Origin of the sequence: Yersinia aldovae ATCC 35236 (assembly GCF_000173735.1) — a bacterium.
In the GTDB taxonomy this organism is placed as follows: domain Bacteria; phylum Pseudomonadota; class Gammaproteobacteria; order Enterobacterales; family Enterobacteriaceae; genus Yersinia; species Yersinia aldovae.
This window is the reverse complement of sequence record NZ_ACCB01000016.1, coordinates 14,551-30,713: the sequence shown is the minus strand read 5'-3', so window position 1 is coordinate 30,713 and position 16,163 is coordinate 14,551. Positions and strand designations below refer to the sequence as shown.

Sequence of the window (16,163 nt, the reverse complement as noted above, 5' to 3'; positions counted from 1 at the left end):
TCTATCGAATAAATAAAAACAATAATATTATTTAATTTATTACAAAAACATTAATAATAATGTAATATAAAATAAGGTTATAAGTTGTCATTTATTAATTTTATATATAAGCTTATTCTACCCGAAACAACAAATTGCTCACCATACCACTTTCATCCAATAGATTAAGCTGATGGCGGCCTGGTATCGATAAAGTTTGTACCCACGACTGATTATTTTCGGTCACCGCCACCTGTTCCCCATCAAGGAACCACCAATGCTGGCCCTGCCCACCTTGCGCCGCCAACCGCAGGTCGAGGCTATTATGTCCCGGCAAGCGCTTTAGTATCGCACCATCACGTATCCCCAAAATCAGCAACGGAGCCACATCAATACTGCCTTGTGGCGCACATTGAGGGCTAGCTGCGGGTAAACGTTGCAGGCGGCGTTCACTTACTGGCAACCACGGTTCGAGCGGCAGTGGCCATAAAGTTAATGGGGTAGCAATCGCGCCAGCGCAATCTGCAGCAACTCGCTGCCCCTGCGCATTCAGCCAGAGACTTAGCTGGCCGCCCTGCATGTTCTCCTGCCCTGGTGCGGCAAGAGTCGGTGGTACAGTGCCATCGAGCACCCAGCTTTGTCGCCGTTGTCGACAATTGCTATCACCGGCGGCCAAGGGTTGCCCGCCCGGCCAACAAATTTCGGCCCGAGTGACCGAGGAGGGTTTGGGATCGATTGGCAGTTGACGACCACTGTGCTGCAATCCGCCCATCAGCAGATTATTAACCTGATTCAATATTGGTACTGCGGTGGCGTAACCGAACTGCCCGGCAACCGGTGTACCATCTGGCCGCCCGACCCAGACACCAATGGTATAATGGGCGTTAATGCCAATAGCCCACGCATCACGATAGCCATAGCTGGTGCCGGTTTTCCATGCCAACGGCACGACTGCCGGTAGGTTATCATCCGGTAAAGGTCTGGCTTCACCGGCAAGAATACGGCGGGTTATCCATGCCGCGCCGGGAGAAAAAAGCCGCCGTTCCTGTATGTTTTGCTGTGGCTCAAAACGTAAAGTGGCAGCCATTCCACCCCGAGCAAAAGCACTATAAGCTGCAACCAATTGATCTAATCGTGAACCGGTGCCGCCCAGAATCACCGCAAGGCTGGGTTCGCTGTGAGGTGGAAAACGTAAGTGTAAACCGCCATTACGCAAATTGGCGGTAAAACGCTTCGGCCCATACACTTCCAGCAGTTGTACCGCAGGGAGATTCAGCGAACGCACCAATGCCTCGCTGGCACTAACCGGCCCATGAAATCCGGTATCGAAATTACCGGGCCGGTAATCACCAAAACGACGCGGGACATCCTGTAACAGTGATTCGGCATGGATCAGGCCGTCATCCAGTGCCATTGCATAAAGAAAAGGCTTTAACGTCGAGCCAGGTGATCGCCATGCACTGACCATATCCACATGACCGAAACGGCTGTTATCCTGAAAATCCACCGAACCAAGATAAGCACGCACATTCATGGTGGTATGGTCCACCACCAGCAAGCCTAGCGATGTTTTCTCTGGTAATTGATGCCGCCAACCCACAGCCATATCTTCCAATTGACGCTGTAAACCGGCGTCCAGCGTAGTCTGAATCACTTCGCGTTGGTTGCCACGGGTTAAGCGGCGTGCCAATAAGGGAGCTAATTGCGGCACCTGACGCGGAGCCAGCCAGATATCTTCTTGTTTGATATCAGCCACCTGTTCAACCGGCCACACCTGATAATCCGCCAGCCGGCTTAACACTTTATCGCGCGCAGCTTTAGCTCGCAGTGGATAACGATCCGGGCGCAAACGGCTCGGAGCCTGGGGCAAGGCAGCCAATAATGCGGCTTCTGCCGGCGTTAATTGTGAGGGCGGCTTGCCCAGATATGTCCAACTGGCCGCACCAATGCCTTGCAACGTGCCACCAAAAGGGGCGCGGTTAAGATAGATTTCGAGAATTTGATCTTTAGAAAAGTGCCATTCCAGTTGAACCGTTCGCCATACTTGGCGCAATTTACCCGCTAACGTGCGGGGATGTGGGTCGATTAAGCGGGCAACTTGCATCGAGAGCGTGCTGCCACCGGACAGAATCTTACCGGCCCGCAGATCCTGCCAGGCAGCGCGGGCCAGTGCCAATGGATTCACGCCGGGATGAGAGTAGAACCAGCGATCTTCAAAGGTAAGCAGCGCTTGCAGGTAATAAGGTGAAACTTGATCGAGTGTCACTGGATAGCGCCAAACCCCGTCAGCATCGGCAAAGCGCCATAGCGGGGTGCCATCTTCGGCGGTCACCACCCGCGCGACCTGAGCCTCTGTCAGCGGCAGCGGCCAGCGCTTATCCGCCAGCCACAATAGAGCCGGGAACAGGACAACAATGAGCGCCAGCCACCAAACGTTGCGGCGATAGCGGGAGAAGCGGTTTTACCCATTAACATTGATAGCATCCCCCTTTGCTACTGAGCCGCAAAGGGGGAGTGAGCATTTACTTTACGACTTCAAGTTGTGGCACAGTAGTGCCCAGCGCACGCCAGTCCGGTACATACATCGATTCCACCTGCGGCGCGGGCACCTGATAAACCCCCGGGGTCACGGCACGGGCCAGATACAGCAACGTGGTATGACGATAACCATCAACACTCACTGCCGCGACATAGCGGTCATCACGAAACTCCTGATGTTTAATCTCTGACTGCTGCATATCCTGTAACAGTTCAGTCACACTACTGGCGCTCTCCCCCAGACTGGCGCTGCTGTCACCCAGATTTTGGTTTTCCAGTTCTAACCCCGCAGGCAGTAAATCGACCACCAGCGCATCAGGCACCCGTTTATCTGCCCACACATCCAGATGCACCAACACCAGCTCGCCGCTCTTCAGGTGTGATAGCGGTAATGGGTTACCATCCAACCCAATATATCTGCGGCTAATATGCAGATTATTGCTGAATGGCGCAGGTGTTTGCTGCGGATACCCCACGATATTGACGCGGCTATAGAGTGCAACATCACCCCGATTTTGCATCTGCATACCACCAGTCAGTTGCGGCGCTGACCAGTTTTGATTCAATGCCGCGTTTTGTGTCACTGTGGCACTCTCAGCGAGACTCTCCGCCGTGGCAGCTATGGCAGCCTGCCACGGTGTTTCAGCACCACTCATCATGGTGCGACCCGCCAGGAATACCGCATTGCTCTCCTGCGTTGACAGATAGTTGCGGCTGGTCAAAGCATCAGACAGTACCAACAGACGAGTATCGCGCACCTGTGGCAACAAATTGTGGTCAGTCAACAATGCCAAAATCAGTGCGTCATCACGTATCACGCTGCCATAATCTTCCAGCCAGTAATCCTTATCATTGCGCGAAGTATCCAGCCCCTGACTAATGGCTTCTTTGGCTCGCGGCATATCTCCCATTAATTTAAGTGCAACACCCAACTGCACCAACGGTAAGCCAGAACGGGCTTCGTTGCTGCGGGTGTACAACTGGCGTAGTGCGCCAAGTGAGGCTTGCTGTTGCTGTGCCAGCACCAAACCGGCATAAGCCTGCACCGCAAAACGGGTATGTTTGGCTTGTTCGCTAGAACGCGTTTCTACCTGATTTGGATCCTGCAAGTAGCGCTGCAAACGGTTATTCGCCGCCGTCAACGCCGCGATCGGTACGCTGTAACCCTGCTGGTTAGCACGATACAGGAAGTCTGTGGCATAGGCGGTCAGCCAGAACTCTTCCGGGCTGTCGTTACTCCACAAACCAAAACTGCCGTTATGACGCTGCATACTGAGCAAGTGCTCAATCCCGACGTCAATCGCCTGCCGACGTTTCTCATCGCTATCGGCTTTAATTCCCAACGCGCTCAACTGCGCATGGTTACTGTACAGCGAGGGATACAATCCGCTGACGGTCTGCTCTAAACAACCATAAGGGTAGGCGTACAGCTCGCTGATATAGCGGGCAAGATTGAGCGGAGGGCGGCTGGTAAGCAAAAGTTGGCCTTGCACTGTTTCTGCTATCAATCCCGCAGTCGCATCCGCCGGCAAGCTCCAACTTTCGCCACGGTGCAATACGTTGGCAAAATGGCGGGTTTGGGCCGGAGTTGCAGGCCGCACGCCGATCTTCCAAATATGCTGATAATCCGGCAGTTTTTCATTTGGCAGCACCATACCACTGACCTTCAGGCTGATATTTCCCTGGCCAAAGCCATTTAGCGCCCGCACCGGAATCAACACTGTTTTGCGCTCGCCTTTAGCCAACGTAACTGACTGAGTTTGCACACCATTTAATGCCAGCAAGTCACTGGCGGCCAATTTGAGCGACAGAGTTTGCGGCAGTCCTGATAAGTTACTCAGATCCAGTGCCAATTGTGTCGTGTCACCACCCGCCAGAAAACGCGGCGTTGCCAATTGCGCAATCAACGGTGCTGCGACCACCACTTTAGCCTCTGCGTTGCCAAAATCTTCTGCGCTCCAGGCTTGCGCCATTAGGCGCAGTTCTCCGTTAAAATCAGGAATTGCCAGCTCAACCGTACCTTCACCTTGTGCATTCAAGGTCACCGGCAGGGCTTGCTGTGCCACAATGGTCACTTCCGTGATCGGCTTTTTGCCGCCACGGGACAGCGCATCATCGTCACCGCCATCGCCACCAAAACGCAGGCTGGCCAATCGCCCCTGCCCTTCAATCAGTTGCCCGTAAACATCATATTGATCAACGCTGTAGCGTTTGCGACCAAAGAAAGCATCATACGGGTCCGGCGTAGCGAAATCAGTAATATTCAAGATACCGCTGTCGACCGCCGACAGCAGTACTTGCACTTTTTCAGGCAATGGCGCACCGACCCGGTTGGCTTTAACTTTGACGGTTAAAGTTTGGTTCGGACGAATACGCTCAGGAGCATCCAATTGCAGTGCCAGTTTGCGAGTTTCATCCACCAGCGGCAAATGCAGCAATCCCACCGCCCGTTTTGGCGTGGCTTGCTGTGCTTTGTCGCCAGGACGAATCACCGTCGCACTGAGATACAAATCGTGACGGTTCCACGCCGTGTTAATCGGCACATCGATATCCGCGCCCCCTGCCGGAATAGTCACTTCCTGCCACCACAACGGGCCATCGCTGGATTCCACCAACAGATAGCCATTACCGGCGGCGGGGGCTTCAATATGTAACTTCACTTTTTCACCGGGGCGATAAGCCGGCTTATCCAGTGTCAGTTTGACTTGATCTGGACGAACAGCTCCACTGCCGCCGGTATTGTCCTGCCAGCTATAACCGGCCCAGAAACGCGAACTGCTGACCAATTCATTATCTGGATTACTCACCTCAATACGATAAGCGCCCCACTCCACCGGGAAGCTGACCTTGGCACTGCCATCGGCGGCAATATTTACCGTTTGTTCCGCCAGAGTCAGGTCTTTTTTATCAAACAGTGACTGCCAGCCATCACTTTCTGACCACTGCCAGTAGTAATCGCGCCGCTCACGCACCAACTTCACTTTCAGGCCATCGGCGGCCAGCTTTTTACCGCTGGCATTCGCATAGATAATTTCAAAATCGGCCGTGGTGTCCTGATCGACCATCGCCTGTGATTTATAACTGTCACTGCGATAATCATAAACTTGCTGCTTGTTGAATAACGGGCGAATACCTGCCAGCGCATCGGCTGGCCACAATGCCTGTTCAGCACGGCGGGTTACTGGCCGCCCACCGGATTCTAGCAAGCTTGCCTGTAAAATCAGTTTCAACGGCGATTGCGCATTCTGCCAACTGTTATCCACAGCGACATCCGTTTGGCCGTCGCTATCGAGTGTGGTATCAAACTCATCTAAGGTGCGAGAGAGGTTCTCTTCCGTCACAGAACCAAACTCAAAACCGGGTAGCGCGGCAACCGCCTCGCGTAAGGGGCGTAAAAACAGTTGACCTTGCAAGCGGTTACCTGAGGCCGGTGCGCCATATAAATAGCGGCCAGTTACTGCAAAGCTGGCTTCGCTGTCAGTGGCAATCGGTTCTTTGCTGGTGGTAATTTCCAGCGCCATACGCTCTGGCAGGAAATCTTCCACTTTAAATTTGTACAGACGCGGCTGGTTGTCACCCAAATTCAGGCGCAACGACCACTCCCCGGTTGGGCCGCCTTCCGGTATAGCATATTGATATTGATACAAGCCCTCCTGCGGCTGCCAGACAAAGCTGCGCACCACCTGATTATCGGGTTTGAGGATATCCACTTTAACTGGCTGCGTTGCCAAAGGTTTTCCATCGGCGTCTCGCAGTAAGCCATTAACAATTAAGGTTTCACCGGGGCGATAGAGGTCACGCGGGCCAAAAATAAAGAACTGCTTTTGAAAACCTTCCGGCCCGGCAATATCAAATTCAGCCAAGTCCAGCGCCGGAACCGTAAGATCGATTAAGCTGGTCTGCCCGTTTTGCGAGGCTAACAGTAGCTTAGCGTTAGTGTTTTTTTCCAGTTGCGCATGGCCCTGACCATCAGTTTCAGCCTGAATCAGCACTTGCCCTTTTTCATCCAATACTTGCAGTGACACGCCTTTCAGCGCCGCACCACCGGCCAGCGCCTGAGCAAAGACATCCATCCGGTCATGATAGCTGTGCAGCGAAACACCGATATCACTCAGCGTAAATAAGGTGGCGGCATTGGTGTAACTGTATTGCCCGGCTTGTTGCATCACCGCCAGATAGACACCAGACTCCTGTAACGGCTTGATATCCGCCAGTGGCAATAGCAACTTTTCACGGGTATTGACCGCAGGATTGAGGTCAAAGCGGCCGGTATAGACCAAATCGGCCATTTTCAGCAGTTCGTCTGATTCCCAATTCGACAGCGCACTGCGGTACTGCCAGCTAGCGAGGAAACTGGCCAAACTGCTTTGTTTAATGCGAAAGAAGTTAACATCGACGTTATTCACATTCAGCGCCATCACTGGCAAGCCCTGTGCCAGCTTGCCCGGCAGCAAAGAACCTTTACTGGCAAAGCCAACGCTCGGTTTGATGTCGCGGGTGGTGATTTGCTGCTGCTGTTGTTTACCCAGTTGCCCACCACCGATGCCTTTCAGCGTGCCGTCTATGGTTAATAACAACTTACGCTCGGGTTTAAGGTGGCGTAAACGCAGCTCCATCAGATTATCGGATAGCTCCCAGGCACCGTCGATTTTACCGCTGACGGTATCAACCAGATGCACCTGCGAGGCAAAATCTTGTTTAGTATCCAGCGGCTGCGAGAAGGTCAACACCATCGCGCTGGCCCCATCGAGTTGCAGCTCAGAAGCATCAAGCAAGGTGATCGGTTGCCCTGCATAGCGTTTCGCCAACGCTGCCAGTACAGCGGCATCATTCGTTTTAACCGCAGTATTAGCCACCGGCGCACTGGCCTGAGTTGCCGGCGCGGCGACATCCTTTTTATCGCTGCTGTCGTCACAGGCCGCCAATAGCAACACGGCACTTAATAACATGGCACTGCCCAAGATGGTCGCCTGGCACTTTTTGATTCCTGACGTTAACCGCTGCAATCCGTTGTGATTCATATCCTGCTCCGTGACTAATGATTAACTGAAGGAATCACATTACGCAGCCAACTGCCCCATCTGCGCTGATAGAATGCCTGAGTATGCGTCATCAGATAATGGCTTACACCGCGCTCTTTTTCACTCACTACGCAAAAATCAACCGGGCGATCGTCGGGTGCATTATCACTGGCCACATTGCCGGCTTCCTGAATTAACTGGTCAACCTCATCTTCAGGCCCCTCAACTTCTAAACCAATCAATAAGTTAGGTTGATCATCAACATTTTTATCATGCATTAATGCCAGAAAAGCACGGCGCACTGGCTTACGCTGGCTGAACAATTGAATCAATGCATCAACCATTGCCGCCGGGTACTCTTCCGGTTGGCCCAATAGAATTTGGCTCTCTTTATCCACGACCATTTCAGCCGGTTGCGCTAAACCGCCGTTTTCGAGTAGCATCGCCACTTCTTGCGGCCAGAACTCTTTACCGTGCTCTGATTTTGGGTTCAAAAACAGATGTGCGCCCTGAGTCATTTCAAATAGCACCCGCACCGGCATGGCGACAAAAGGCTGTTTCTCACTGTCAATATCTTGATTTTCTGCCATATCCAGCGCCTGCTGAAGCACTTCTACTGAGGTAAAGAATGGAATGACCGACTCGCCATCCTGCTTTTCCCAATGCAGAATATTCACACCATTTCCTGCGGTGAACGTCATTTCACCGTCTTCAATGCACTTATCTGAATCATCTACCAGCACTAAAACGGTCGCATCCAGCAGCGCACGGAAAAAGGCGGTGCGATGAATGGACTCCGTCGCCGCCAGTTTTAGCAAGGATTCCAGGCTTTGGTCTTCATCGTGATGGTGACTATCGTGCTTATCATCAGGGGACTGCGGCACACTCATGCTTGACTCCAAAAACATCTTGCGATGGGTAAATAGGAGGGAGAACAGGTAGAAGAGTAAAGCGTCCGCGCCAAGGATGGCGCGGCTCGAGCCCCCAGGGAAGCTTTTTTCTTCAAAGAGAATACAGCGTCTTTACGATCTGCCTATTCTCACTCCTCGACACATCAATATGTTATTTTGCTTTCGCCAACAATAGGTTAGCAATGGTGCGTACACCCAAACCTGTAGCACCGGCCGACCATTGCTCAACCGCGCCTTTACGGTAAGTGGCAGAGCAGTCAATGTGCAACCAGCCTTGCTGATAGTTTGTCACGAAATGCGACAAAAACGCAGCAGCAGTGCTGGCACCAGCACTGTAGGCTGCACCCGCAACATTATTCAATTCAGCAAAATTAGACGGTAACTGGCTGCGATGGAACTCGGCCAGCGGCAAACGCCAGAAAGGTTCGTGCTCACTTTTGGCACTGCTTAACAACTCTTGCGCCAGTTGATCATCAAAGCTAAACAGCGCATGGTAATCATTACCCAAGGCAGTTTTCGCCGCACCGGTTAAGGTAGCAGCATCAATAATCAGCGGTGCATTCTGTTCCGACGCATCAATCAGGCCATCGGCTAATACCAAGCGCCCTTCGGCATCGGTATTCATGATTTCTACCGTCTTTTTATTGCGATAGCGAATGATATCACCCAGTTTGAAGGCATTACCACTCACCATATTATCCGCACAACACAAATACAGTTTTACGCGCTTATCCAAGCCTCGAGCCACTGCTAATGCCAATGCACCGGTGACTGTCGCCGCACCCCCCATGTCGGATTTCATCGAATCCATAAAGGCGCTCTGTTTCAGGCTATAACCGCCTGAATCAAAAGTAATACCTTTACCCACCAAACACGCCATCACTGGCGCATCGGGATTACCGGTTGGGTTATAGTCCAACGCCAATAACACCGGCGCGCGATCAGAGCCGCGACCAACGGTGTAAATCCCGGCATAACCCTGCTCACGCAGATCTTCGCCTTTGGTAATACGGTAACTAACAGCATCGCATGATACTGAACACAGTAAATCGATCGCGTTTTTAGCCAGTTGCTCTGGCCCCAAATCTTCTGCTGGTGCATTAATAGTGTCGCGCACCCAGTCAATAATTTTCAGCCGATGTTTCAGCTCGGTTTTTTCGTTCTCTGGCAGCTCTGCCCACTCCACGCTACGCTGACCTTTTGGCCCACGGAACCCTTGCCAGAATGCCCAGTTTTGTTCCAGACCCCAGCCCTCCCCGGCCAGTTTGACCTGTTTGATACCCTGCCCGTCGATTTTACGGGCGGCACGTTGGATCGACCCCAAAGTGTCTTTTCCCGTCAGGTGGATAGTAATGCCTTGATCATTGGTACTTAATAGGGCTTTCTCGCCCCAGCGGACATCTGCCGGCTTGGATGATAGGGATACTTGCATTATTTCTGTGGTCATGGATTACCTCGTCATTATTATTTTTCTGTTATTCAGTTAGTTATATACTGGCCTGTGTTACCAGCATCGATCCAATAAAGTTTCTATCTATAAGATATCAGATCCGGCATAAAAAAAGGGCCGCTTATGCGACCCTCTGGTACCTATTCAAACTCATCTAACCAGACCAGAAGGATCGCTTCCAGCACTTTTTCATTTGATCCCTGCGGATCATCATCGAAATCTTCTAAGTCGCAGATCCATTGGTGCATATCGGTGAAGCGCACCGTCTTGGGATCGGTATCCGGAAATTGATCATACAGCGCTTCGCCAATTTCGCGGGTATCTTGCCAGGTTAAGCTCATATCAATGTTCTCGTGTATATACTCTAAATAATTCGAGTTGCAGGAAGGCGGCAAGTGAAAGAGTCCCGATGAGCTTACTGTTGTAAGTGATTCGGGTGATTGAACGTAGCCAACGCACATGCAGCTTGAAGTATGACGAGTATGATTAATGCTCTCGTGCATGGTTAATGGTATAACGCGGCATCTCAACCACCAAGTCTTCATCCGTCACTCTGGCCTGACAACTCAGGCGACTTTCTGGCTCCAGCCCCCAGGCTTTATCCAGCATGTCATCTTCCAGTTCACTGCTTTCTGGCAGAGAATCAAAACCTTCCCGCACCACACAGTGGCAAGTGGTACAGGCACAGGATTTCTCACAGGCATGCTCGATGTCGATTCCATTGCGCAAGGCGACATCTAATATGGTTTCACCTTGCGTTGCTTCCAGTACTGCACCATCCGGGCAAAGGTCTTTATGGGGCAGAAATACTATTTTGGGCATGATTAAACCTCATCCACTGAATGGCCAGCCAAAGCACGGCGAATAGAAGCATCCATTCGGCGCGCGGCAAAATCTTGCGTTTGTGCATCTAACGCTTTTATCGCAGCTTCGATTGCGTGTGGGTCAGTGCTCTGCATCTGCTGCTGTAATGCTGCCATCGCCTGAGCGATCGCAGTACTTTCTTGCTCACTGAGTAATGCTGCATCTTCTGCCAATGCGCCTTGTAAACTTTCCAGCACACGAGAGGCTTCGACTTGTTGTTCCGCCAGCTTACGCGCGCCAATATCACTTTGCGCGTTCGCCATTGAATCTTTAATCATATTGGCAATTTCATCATCGGATAGCCCATAGGAAGGCTTCACCTGAATCGATGCCTCCACGCCGGTGGATTTCTCCATCGCTGTGACACTCAATAACCCATCCGCATCCACCTGGAAAGTCACACGGATATGTGCCCCTCCCGCTGGCAGCGGCGGCAAACCACGTAAAGCAAAGCGGGCCAGAGAACGACAATCCTGTACCAACTCGCGTTCACCTTGTAGTACGTGGATAGTCATCGCACTCTGACCATCTTTAAAGGTGGTGAACTCTTGCGCGCGGGCAACCGGAATGGTGGTATTGCGTGGAATCACTTTTTCCACTAAACCGCCCATAGTTTCCAGCCCTAATGACAGCGGGATAACATCCAGCAGCAACATATCACTGTCAGGTTTATTCCCCACCAGAATGTCAGCTTGGATCGCCGCACCAATAGCGACCACTTTATCGGGATCAATTGAGGTCAGTGGCGTGCGGCCAAAGAATTGCCCCACCTGCTCACGCACCAACGGCACACGGGTCGAACCGCCGACCATCACCACTTCCAACACTTCGTCAGCCGTCACGCCAGCATCTTTTAACGCACGACGACAAGCCATTAATGTGCGCTTAACTAATGACGCGATCAGCGATTCAAATTGCTCACGGGTGATTTGCCCTTGCCAGCCAGCGACCGAGACATCAGCAACCTCGGCATCACTCAAGGTAATTTTGGCCGCGATCGCCGCATCAAGTAATTGCCGCTGGACACCATGATCATCACGGGAATCAATACCAGCTTGCTCGCGCAGCCAATCAGCTAATAAGTGGTCGAAGTCATCCCCACCCAGCGCAGAATCACCGCCCGTTGCCAACACTTCAAAAACACCACGGCTTAAGCGCAAAATAGAGATATCAAATGTTCCGCCGCCTAAGTCGTAAACAGCAATCACCCCTTCCTGGCCTGAATCCAGACCATAGGCGATAGCCGCTGCGGTCGGCTCATTAAGCAAACGCAACACATGCAACCCCGCTAAGCGGGCGGCATCTTTGGTTCCCTGACGCTGAGCATCATCAAAGTAAGCCGGAACGGTAATTACTACACCGTCAAGTTCACCTTCCAATGCAGCACGCGCCCGCTGTGCCAATGCTTTTAGGATATCCGCAGACACTTGCACCGGGTTAACTAACCCGCAGGCAGTCTGGATCATCGGCAAGCCATTTTCACTCGGCTGAAACTGGTAAGGCAGATTAGGGTAGCGCTGCACGATATCGGCCAAAGAACGGCCCATCATGCGTTTGACTGAACTAATAGTATTGACCGGATCCAATGCCGCTAAATCGCGCGCATTCCAGCCGACATCAATGTTATTTTGTTGATAGTGAACCACTGACGGCAAAAGATCCCGCTGCTGTTCATCGGCCAGTGTTTGCGCTTTACCGCTGCGCACAGTGGCTACCAATGAATTTGTGGTGCCTAAATCTATCCCTGCGGCCAACCGACGTTGGTGTGGTGCCGCCGTTAAACCAGGCTCACTAATTTGTAATAAGGCCATGTTGAGCTTCCATCAATCTATACTCTTCATACTTCAAGCTGCATATGCGTTGGCTACGTTCTCTCACCCGAATCATTGACACACGTCAACTCATCGGGACTCATTCACTTGCCGCCTTCCTGCAACTCGAATTATTTAGAGCATATAAAAACGTTAGTGACGCGCCCTAATAAGAAGTAGCTGGGCATTGCAGTCATCAATAAATTGATCTTTATTTATTTTTATCAATTAGATACAACTATTCACTTCACTTCACTTCACTTCACTAAAGAGATAAACCATCAAACAGCCGCTCTTCGAGCTGTTCAACCTGTTGCTGTAATTTATCCAGAAAACGTAATTTTCGAACCGTATCAGCGGCTTGTTCCCACTGTTGCTGATCCAATTGCTCAACCATCAGTTGGCTGCGCGTTTTTGTCATCAAAGCCAGGCGGTGACTGAATGCAGCGAGTTGTATTTCAGCATCTGGGCTACGTTCGATAGCATCAAGCTCTTCGCGCAGCTCTAATTGTTCCATCAGAAAAGCAGTATCACGCAGTGTATGTTGTTCATTGCCTAAATCAAAACCCTGCAAAGATAGCATATACTCAGCCCGTTTTAACGGGTGCTTGAGGGTTTGGTAGGCATCATTGATGGTCGCAGCTTGCTGTAATGAGGCCAAACGCTCGCGTTCAGGCTGATTGGCAAAACGGTCAGGATGGAATTGGCGCTGCAATTCCTGATAGCGGGTCGTGAGTCGGCTACCATCAATCAGGTACTGAGGCGGCAACCCAAATAATGTGAAGTAATCCATAGAATGCTCAAGAATATGTGATGGCTTAGCTGAAAGTTATACAGCCCACTTATAACGCAAGAGAGCTGTATGAAGCACAAGTGCCTGAGGTAGGAACAAAACAGGGTCAGACGTTAAAGCTTTCGCCACATCCACACTCACTGGAGACGTTCGGATTGTTGAACTTAAAGCCTTCGTTCAGACCTTCTTTGACGAAATCCAATTCGGTGCCGTCAAGATAGACCATGCTTTTGCCGTCGATGATCACTTTCACGCCTTTGTCTTCAAAAACGATGTCGTCATCGTTCATTTCATCAACAAATTCCAGGATATACGCCATACCGGAGCAGCCCGAAGTTCGAACGCCTAAGCGCAAACCCAAGCCCTTACCACGGTTATTTAAAAAGGCGCTGACCCGCTGTGCAGCACTGTCGCTGATTGATATCGACATAGACCTTCCTCAACTCTGATAACTTATACCCGCCATACTTCAAGCTACAAGTGCGTTAGCCGTCTTCCTGTAACTCGAATTATTTAGGGTATCTATATTACAACTACTTGGCAGTATGTTTGCTTTTGTAGTCGGCGATAGCTGCTTTAATGGCATCTTCTGCCAAAATTGAGCAGTGAATTTTGACTGGCGGTAACTCCAGTTCTTCCGCGATCTGAGTATTTTTGATCGCTTCAGCCTGATCGAGAGACTTGCCTTTCATCCATTCAGTTACCAGAGAACTGGAAGCAATGGCAGAGCCGCAGCCATAAGTCTTGAAACGCGCATCTTCAATGATGCCAGCTTCGTTAACTTTGATCTGCAACTTCATGACATCACCACACGCAGGTGCGCCAACCATACCGCTACCGATGGTAGGATCTTCGTTGTCGAATGACCCGACGTTACGTGGATTTTCGTAGTGATCGATTACTTTTTCGCTGTAAGCCATGTGATTTCTCCTGAGTCTTAAAGTCTGGAATTAATGGTGAGACCATTCAATGCTGCTGATATCCACGCCCTGCTTGAACATATCCCATAACGGAGACAAATCACGCAGACGACCAATGGATTTACGCACCAGTGCAATGGCGTAGTCTACCTCTTCTTCAGTGGTGAAACGCCCCAGAGAGAAACGGATTGAACTGTGAGCCAGTTCGTCGTTCATCCCCAACGCGCGCAGCACATAAGAAGGTTCCAGACTCGCGGAAGTACAGGCTGAACCCGATGAAACAGCCAGATCTTTCAGTGCCATGATAAGCGACTCACCTTCAACATAGTTGAAGCTGACGTTAAGAATGCCAGGTGCACCATTCTCTAAATCGCCATTCAAGTAAACTTCTTCGATATCTTTGATACCGTTCCACAAACGCAGGCGCAATGAACGCAGGCGCGCAGCTTCACTTTTCATCTCTTCTTTGGCAATACGGTAAGCTTCACCCATGCCAACAATCTGGTGTACTGGCAAAGTGCCCGAACGCATACCGCGCTCATGACCACCACCGTGCTGCTGGGCTTCAATGCGAATACGTGGCTTACGGCGAACAAACAGCGCGCCAATCCCCATCGGGCCATAAACTTTATGGGCGGAGAAGGACATCAAATCGACTTTCAGTTGGCTCAGATCAATCGGTAATTTACCGACGCTTTGCGTAGCATCAACGTGGAATATGATCCCGCGACTACGGCACATTTCGCCGATTTCCGCGATATCCTGTACCACACCGATTTCATTATTCACATGCATGATAGAAACCAAAATGGTATCTGCACGCATGGCCGCTTCAAGCTGTTTCAGGTCGATAATACCGTTAGACTGCGGTGCCAGATAAGTCACGTCGAAGCCTTCACGCTCCAACTGGCGACAAGTATCTAACACTGCTTTATGTTCAGTTTTACAGGTGATGATGTGCTTGCCTTTCTTCTGATAGAAATTAGCAGCACCTTTGATTGCAAGGTTATCAGACTCGGTTGCGCCAGAGGTGAAGACAATCTCACGAGGGTCCGCACCTACCAATGCAGCAATATCATTACGTGCAATATCAACAGCTTCTTCTGCCTGCCAGCCAAACTTGTGGGAACGAGAGGCGGGGTTACCGAAGATGCCATCCAGAGTCAGATACTGCATCATTTTTTCAGCGACACGCGGGTCTACTGGGGTGGTGGCTGAATAATCCAGATAGATCGGTAACTTTAATTTTGATTCGGTCATTGCTCTTTTGCTCCGTACATCACTTCCAAAACGTAAAATTCCGCAAATTCTGCTTATGCGCGCAGATTGACGTTAATCGTCTCTTGCGGTCGGCCATTAGCCGTACGGCGCGTATCGTTGTTTTGACGATCCGCGACCTCTAGAATGTCTTGATTATTCACCAGTTCTGCCAATGTAATGTTATTGAGGAAGCTGCTGATGCGCTCACTCAAATCACGCCATAAGGTGTGGGTCAGGCAACGATCGCCACCCTGACAGCCTTCTTTACCCTGACAACGGGTGGCATCGACAGATTCGTCTACAGCAGTAATAACCGCACCTACTGCGATGGCTGATGCATCTTTACCCAGCAGGTAACCGCCACCTGGACCACGAACGCTGGCGACTAAGCCATTTTTGCGTAAGCGTGAAAACAGCTGTTCCAGATAGGATAACGAAATCCCCTGACGCTCTGAAATATCGGCCAGAGGAACTGGCCCGTCCTGGGAATGTAATGCCACATCAAGCATGGCGGTCACGGCATAACGGCCTTTGGAAGTCAGTCTCATAGCTAAAATTACCTGTTGGTTAAAACGAGCCAGAAGTCTGACATTCTTGAGTGTTTTAGTCAACTATT

General features: G+C 50.9%; 11 protein-coding genes and 1 pseudogene. All 12 read right to left on the bottom strand.

Translation table 11 applies throughout. The features are described from left to right. Positions 1-112: 112 nt before the first annotated feature. Positions 113-2,434: pseudogene (gene pbpC, locus YALDO0001_RS09500) on the bottom strand (peptidoglycan glycosyltransferase PbpC); the annotation flags it as partial. 67 nt (positions 2,435-2,501) lie between these two features. Continuing rightward, positions 2,502-7,538: an alpha-2-macroglobulin family protein gene (locus tag YALDO0001_RS09495; RefSeq protein ID WP_042839651.1), complete on the bottom strand. Its 5,037-nt coding sequence runs from the start codon at positions 7,536-7,538 to the stop codon at positions 2,502-2,504. A 14-nt stretch (positions 7,539-7,552) separates the two neighbouring features. Beyond that, a complete protein-coding gene (gene sseB / locus YALDO0001_RS09490) occupies positions 7,553-8,428 on the bottom strand; it encodes an enhanced serine sensitivity protein SseB (RefSeq protein ID WP_004702441.1) in 876 nt (291 codons plus the stop codon). Positions 8,429-8,600: 172 nt separating this feature from the next. Next, the gene (gene pepB / locus YALDO0001_RS09485; protein WP_004702438.1) at positions 8,601-9,896 is read right to left on the bottom strand and encodes an aminopeptidase PepB; all 1,296 of its coding nucleotides are present in this window, start codon (positions 9,894-9,896) and stop codon (positions 8,601-8,603) included. A 143-nt stretch (positions 9,897-10,039) separates the two neighbouring features. After that, positions 10,040-10,240: a Fe-S cluster assembly protein IscX gene (gene iscX / locus YALDO0001_RS09480; protein ID WP_004702435.1), complete on the bottom strand. Its 201-nt coding sequence runs from the start codon at positions 10,238-10,240 to the stop codon at positions 10,040-10,042. 145 nt (positions 10,241-10,385) lie between these two features. Continuing rightward, positions 10,386-10,721 carry an ISC system 2Fe-2S type ferredoxin gene (gene fdx / locus YALDO0001_RS09475; RefSeq protein ID WP_004702431.1) on the bottom strand — a complete coding sequence of 112 codons (336 nt, stop codon included), beginning with the start codon at positions 10,719-10,721 and terminating at the stop codon, positions 10,386-10,388. A gap of 2 nt (positions 10,722-10,723) precedes the next feature. After that, entirely contained in the window at positions 10,724-12,574 is a 1,851-nt protein-coding gene (gene hscA, locus YALDO0001_RS09470; protein ID WP_004702425.1) for a Fe-S protein assembly chaperone HscA, read from the bottom strand. A gap of 265 nt (positions 12,575-12,839) precedes the next feature. Beyond that, positions 12,840-13,367, bottom strand: coding sequence for a co-chaperone HscB (gene hscB / locus YALDO0001_RS09465; RefSeq protein WP_004702424.1), 528 nt, complete (start codon positions 13,365-13,367; stop codon positions 12,840-12,842). A 106-nt stretch (positions 13,368-13,473) separates the two neighbouring features. Further along, positions 13,474-13,797 (bottom strand): iron-sulfur cluster assembly protein IscA, encoded by a 324-nt coding sequence (gene iscA / locus YALDO0001_RS09460; protein WP_004702422.1) that lies wholly within the window; start codon positions 13,795-13,797, stop codon positions 13,474-13,476. A 103-nt stretch (positions 13,798-13,900) separates the two neighbouring features. After that, on the bottom strand, positions 13,901-14,287 hold the full coding sequence (gene iscU / locus YALDO0001_RS09455; protein ID WP_004702420.1) for a Fe-S cluster assembly scaffold IscU: 387 nt from the start codon (positions 14,285-14,287) through the stop codon (positions 13,901-13,903). Positions 14,288-14,317: 30 nt separating this feature from the next. Beyond that, entirely contained in the window at positions 14,318-15,547 is a 1,230-nt protein-coding gene (locus tag YALDO0001_RS09450) for an IscS subfamily cysteine desulfurase (protein ID WP_004702415.1), read from the bottom strand. A gap of 53 nt (positions 15,548-15,600) precedes the next feature. Continuing rightward, on the bottom strand, positions 15,601-16,095 hold the full coding sequence (gene iscR / locus YALDO0001_RS09445) for a Fe-S cluster assembly transcriptional regulator IscR (RefSeq protein ID WP_004707916.1): 495 nt from the start codon (positions 16,093-16,095) through the stop codon (positions 15,601-15,603). Between the last annotated feature and the right edge of the window lie 68 nt (positions 16,096-16,163).

Coding starts and splice junctions, on each gene's coding strand:
- hscB (WP_004702424.1), bottom strand. CDS start 13,367: ATGGATTACTTCACATTATTTGGGTTGCCGCCTCAGTACCTGATTGAT.
- iscR (WP_004707916.1), bottom strand. CDS start 16,095: ATGAGACTGACTTCCAAAGGCCGTTATGCCGTGACCGCCATGCTTGAT.
- YALDO0001_RS09495 (WP_042839651.1), bottom strand. CDS start 7,538: ATGAATCACAACGGATTGCAGCGGTTAACGTCAGGAATCAAAAAGTGC.
- iscA (WP_004702422.1), bottom strand. CDS start 13,797: ATGTCGATATCAATCAGCGACAGTGCTGCACAGCGGGTCAGCGCCTTT.
- sseB (WP_004702441.1), bottom strand. CDS start 8,428: ATGAGTGTGCCGCAGTCCCCTGATGATAAGCACGATAGTCACCATCAC.
- hscA (WP_004702425.1), bottom strand. CDS start 12,574: ATGGCCTTATTACAAATTAGTGAGCCTGGTTTAACGGCGGCACCACAC.
- iscU (WP_004702420.1), bottom strand. CDS start 14,287: ATGGCTTACAGCGAAAAAGTAATCGATCACTACGAAAATCCACGTAAC.
- YALDO0001_RS09450 (WP_004702415.1), bottom strand. CDS start 15,547: ATGACCGAATCAAAATTAAAGTTACCGATCTATCTGGATTATTCAGCC.
- fdx (WP_004702431.1), bottom strand. CDS start 10,721: ATGCCCAAAATAGTATTTCTGCCCCATAAAGACCTTTGCCCGGATGGT.
- pepB (WP_004702438.1), bottom strand. CDS start 9,896: ATGACCACAGAAATAATGCAAGTATCCCTATCATCCAAGCCGGCAGAT.
- iscX (WP_004702435.1), bottom strand. CDS start 10,240: ATGAGCTTAACCTGGCAAGATACCCGCGAAATTGGCGAAGCGCTGTAT.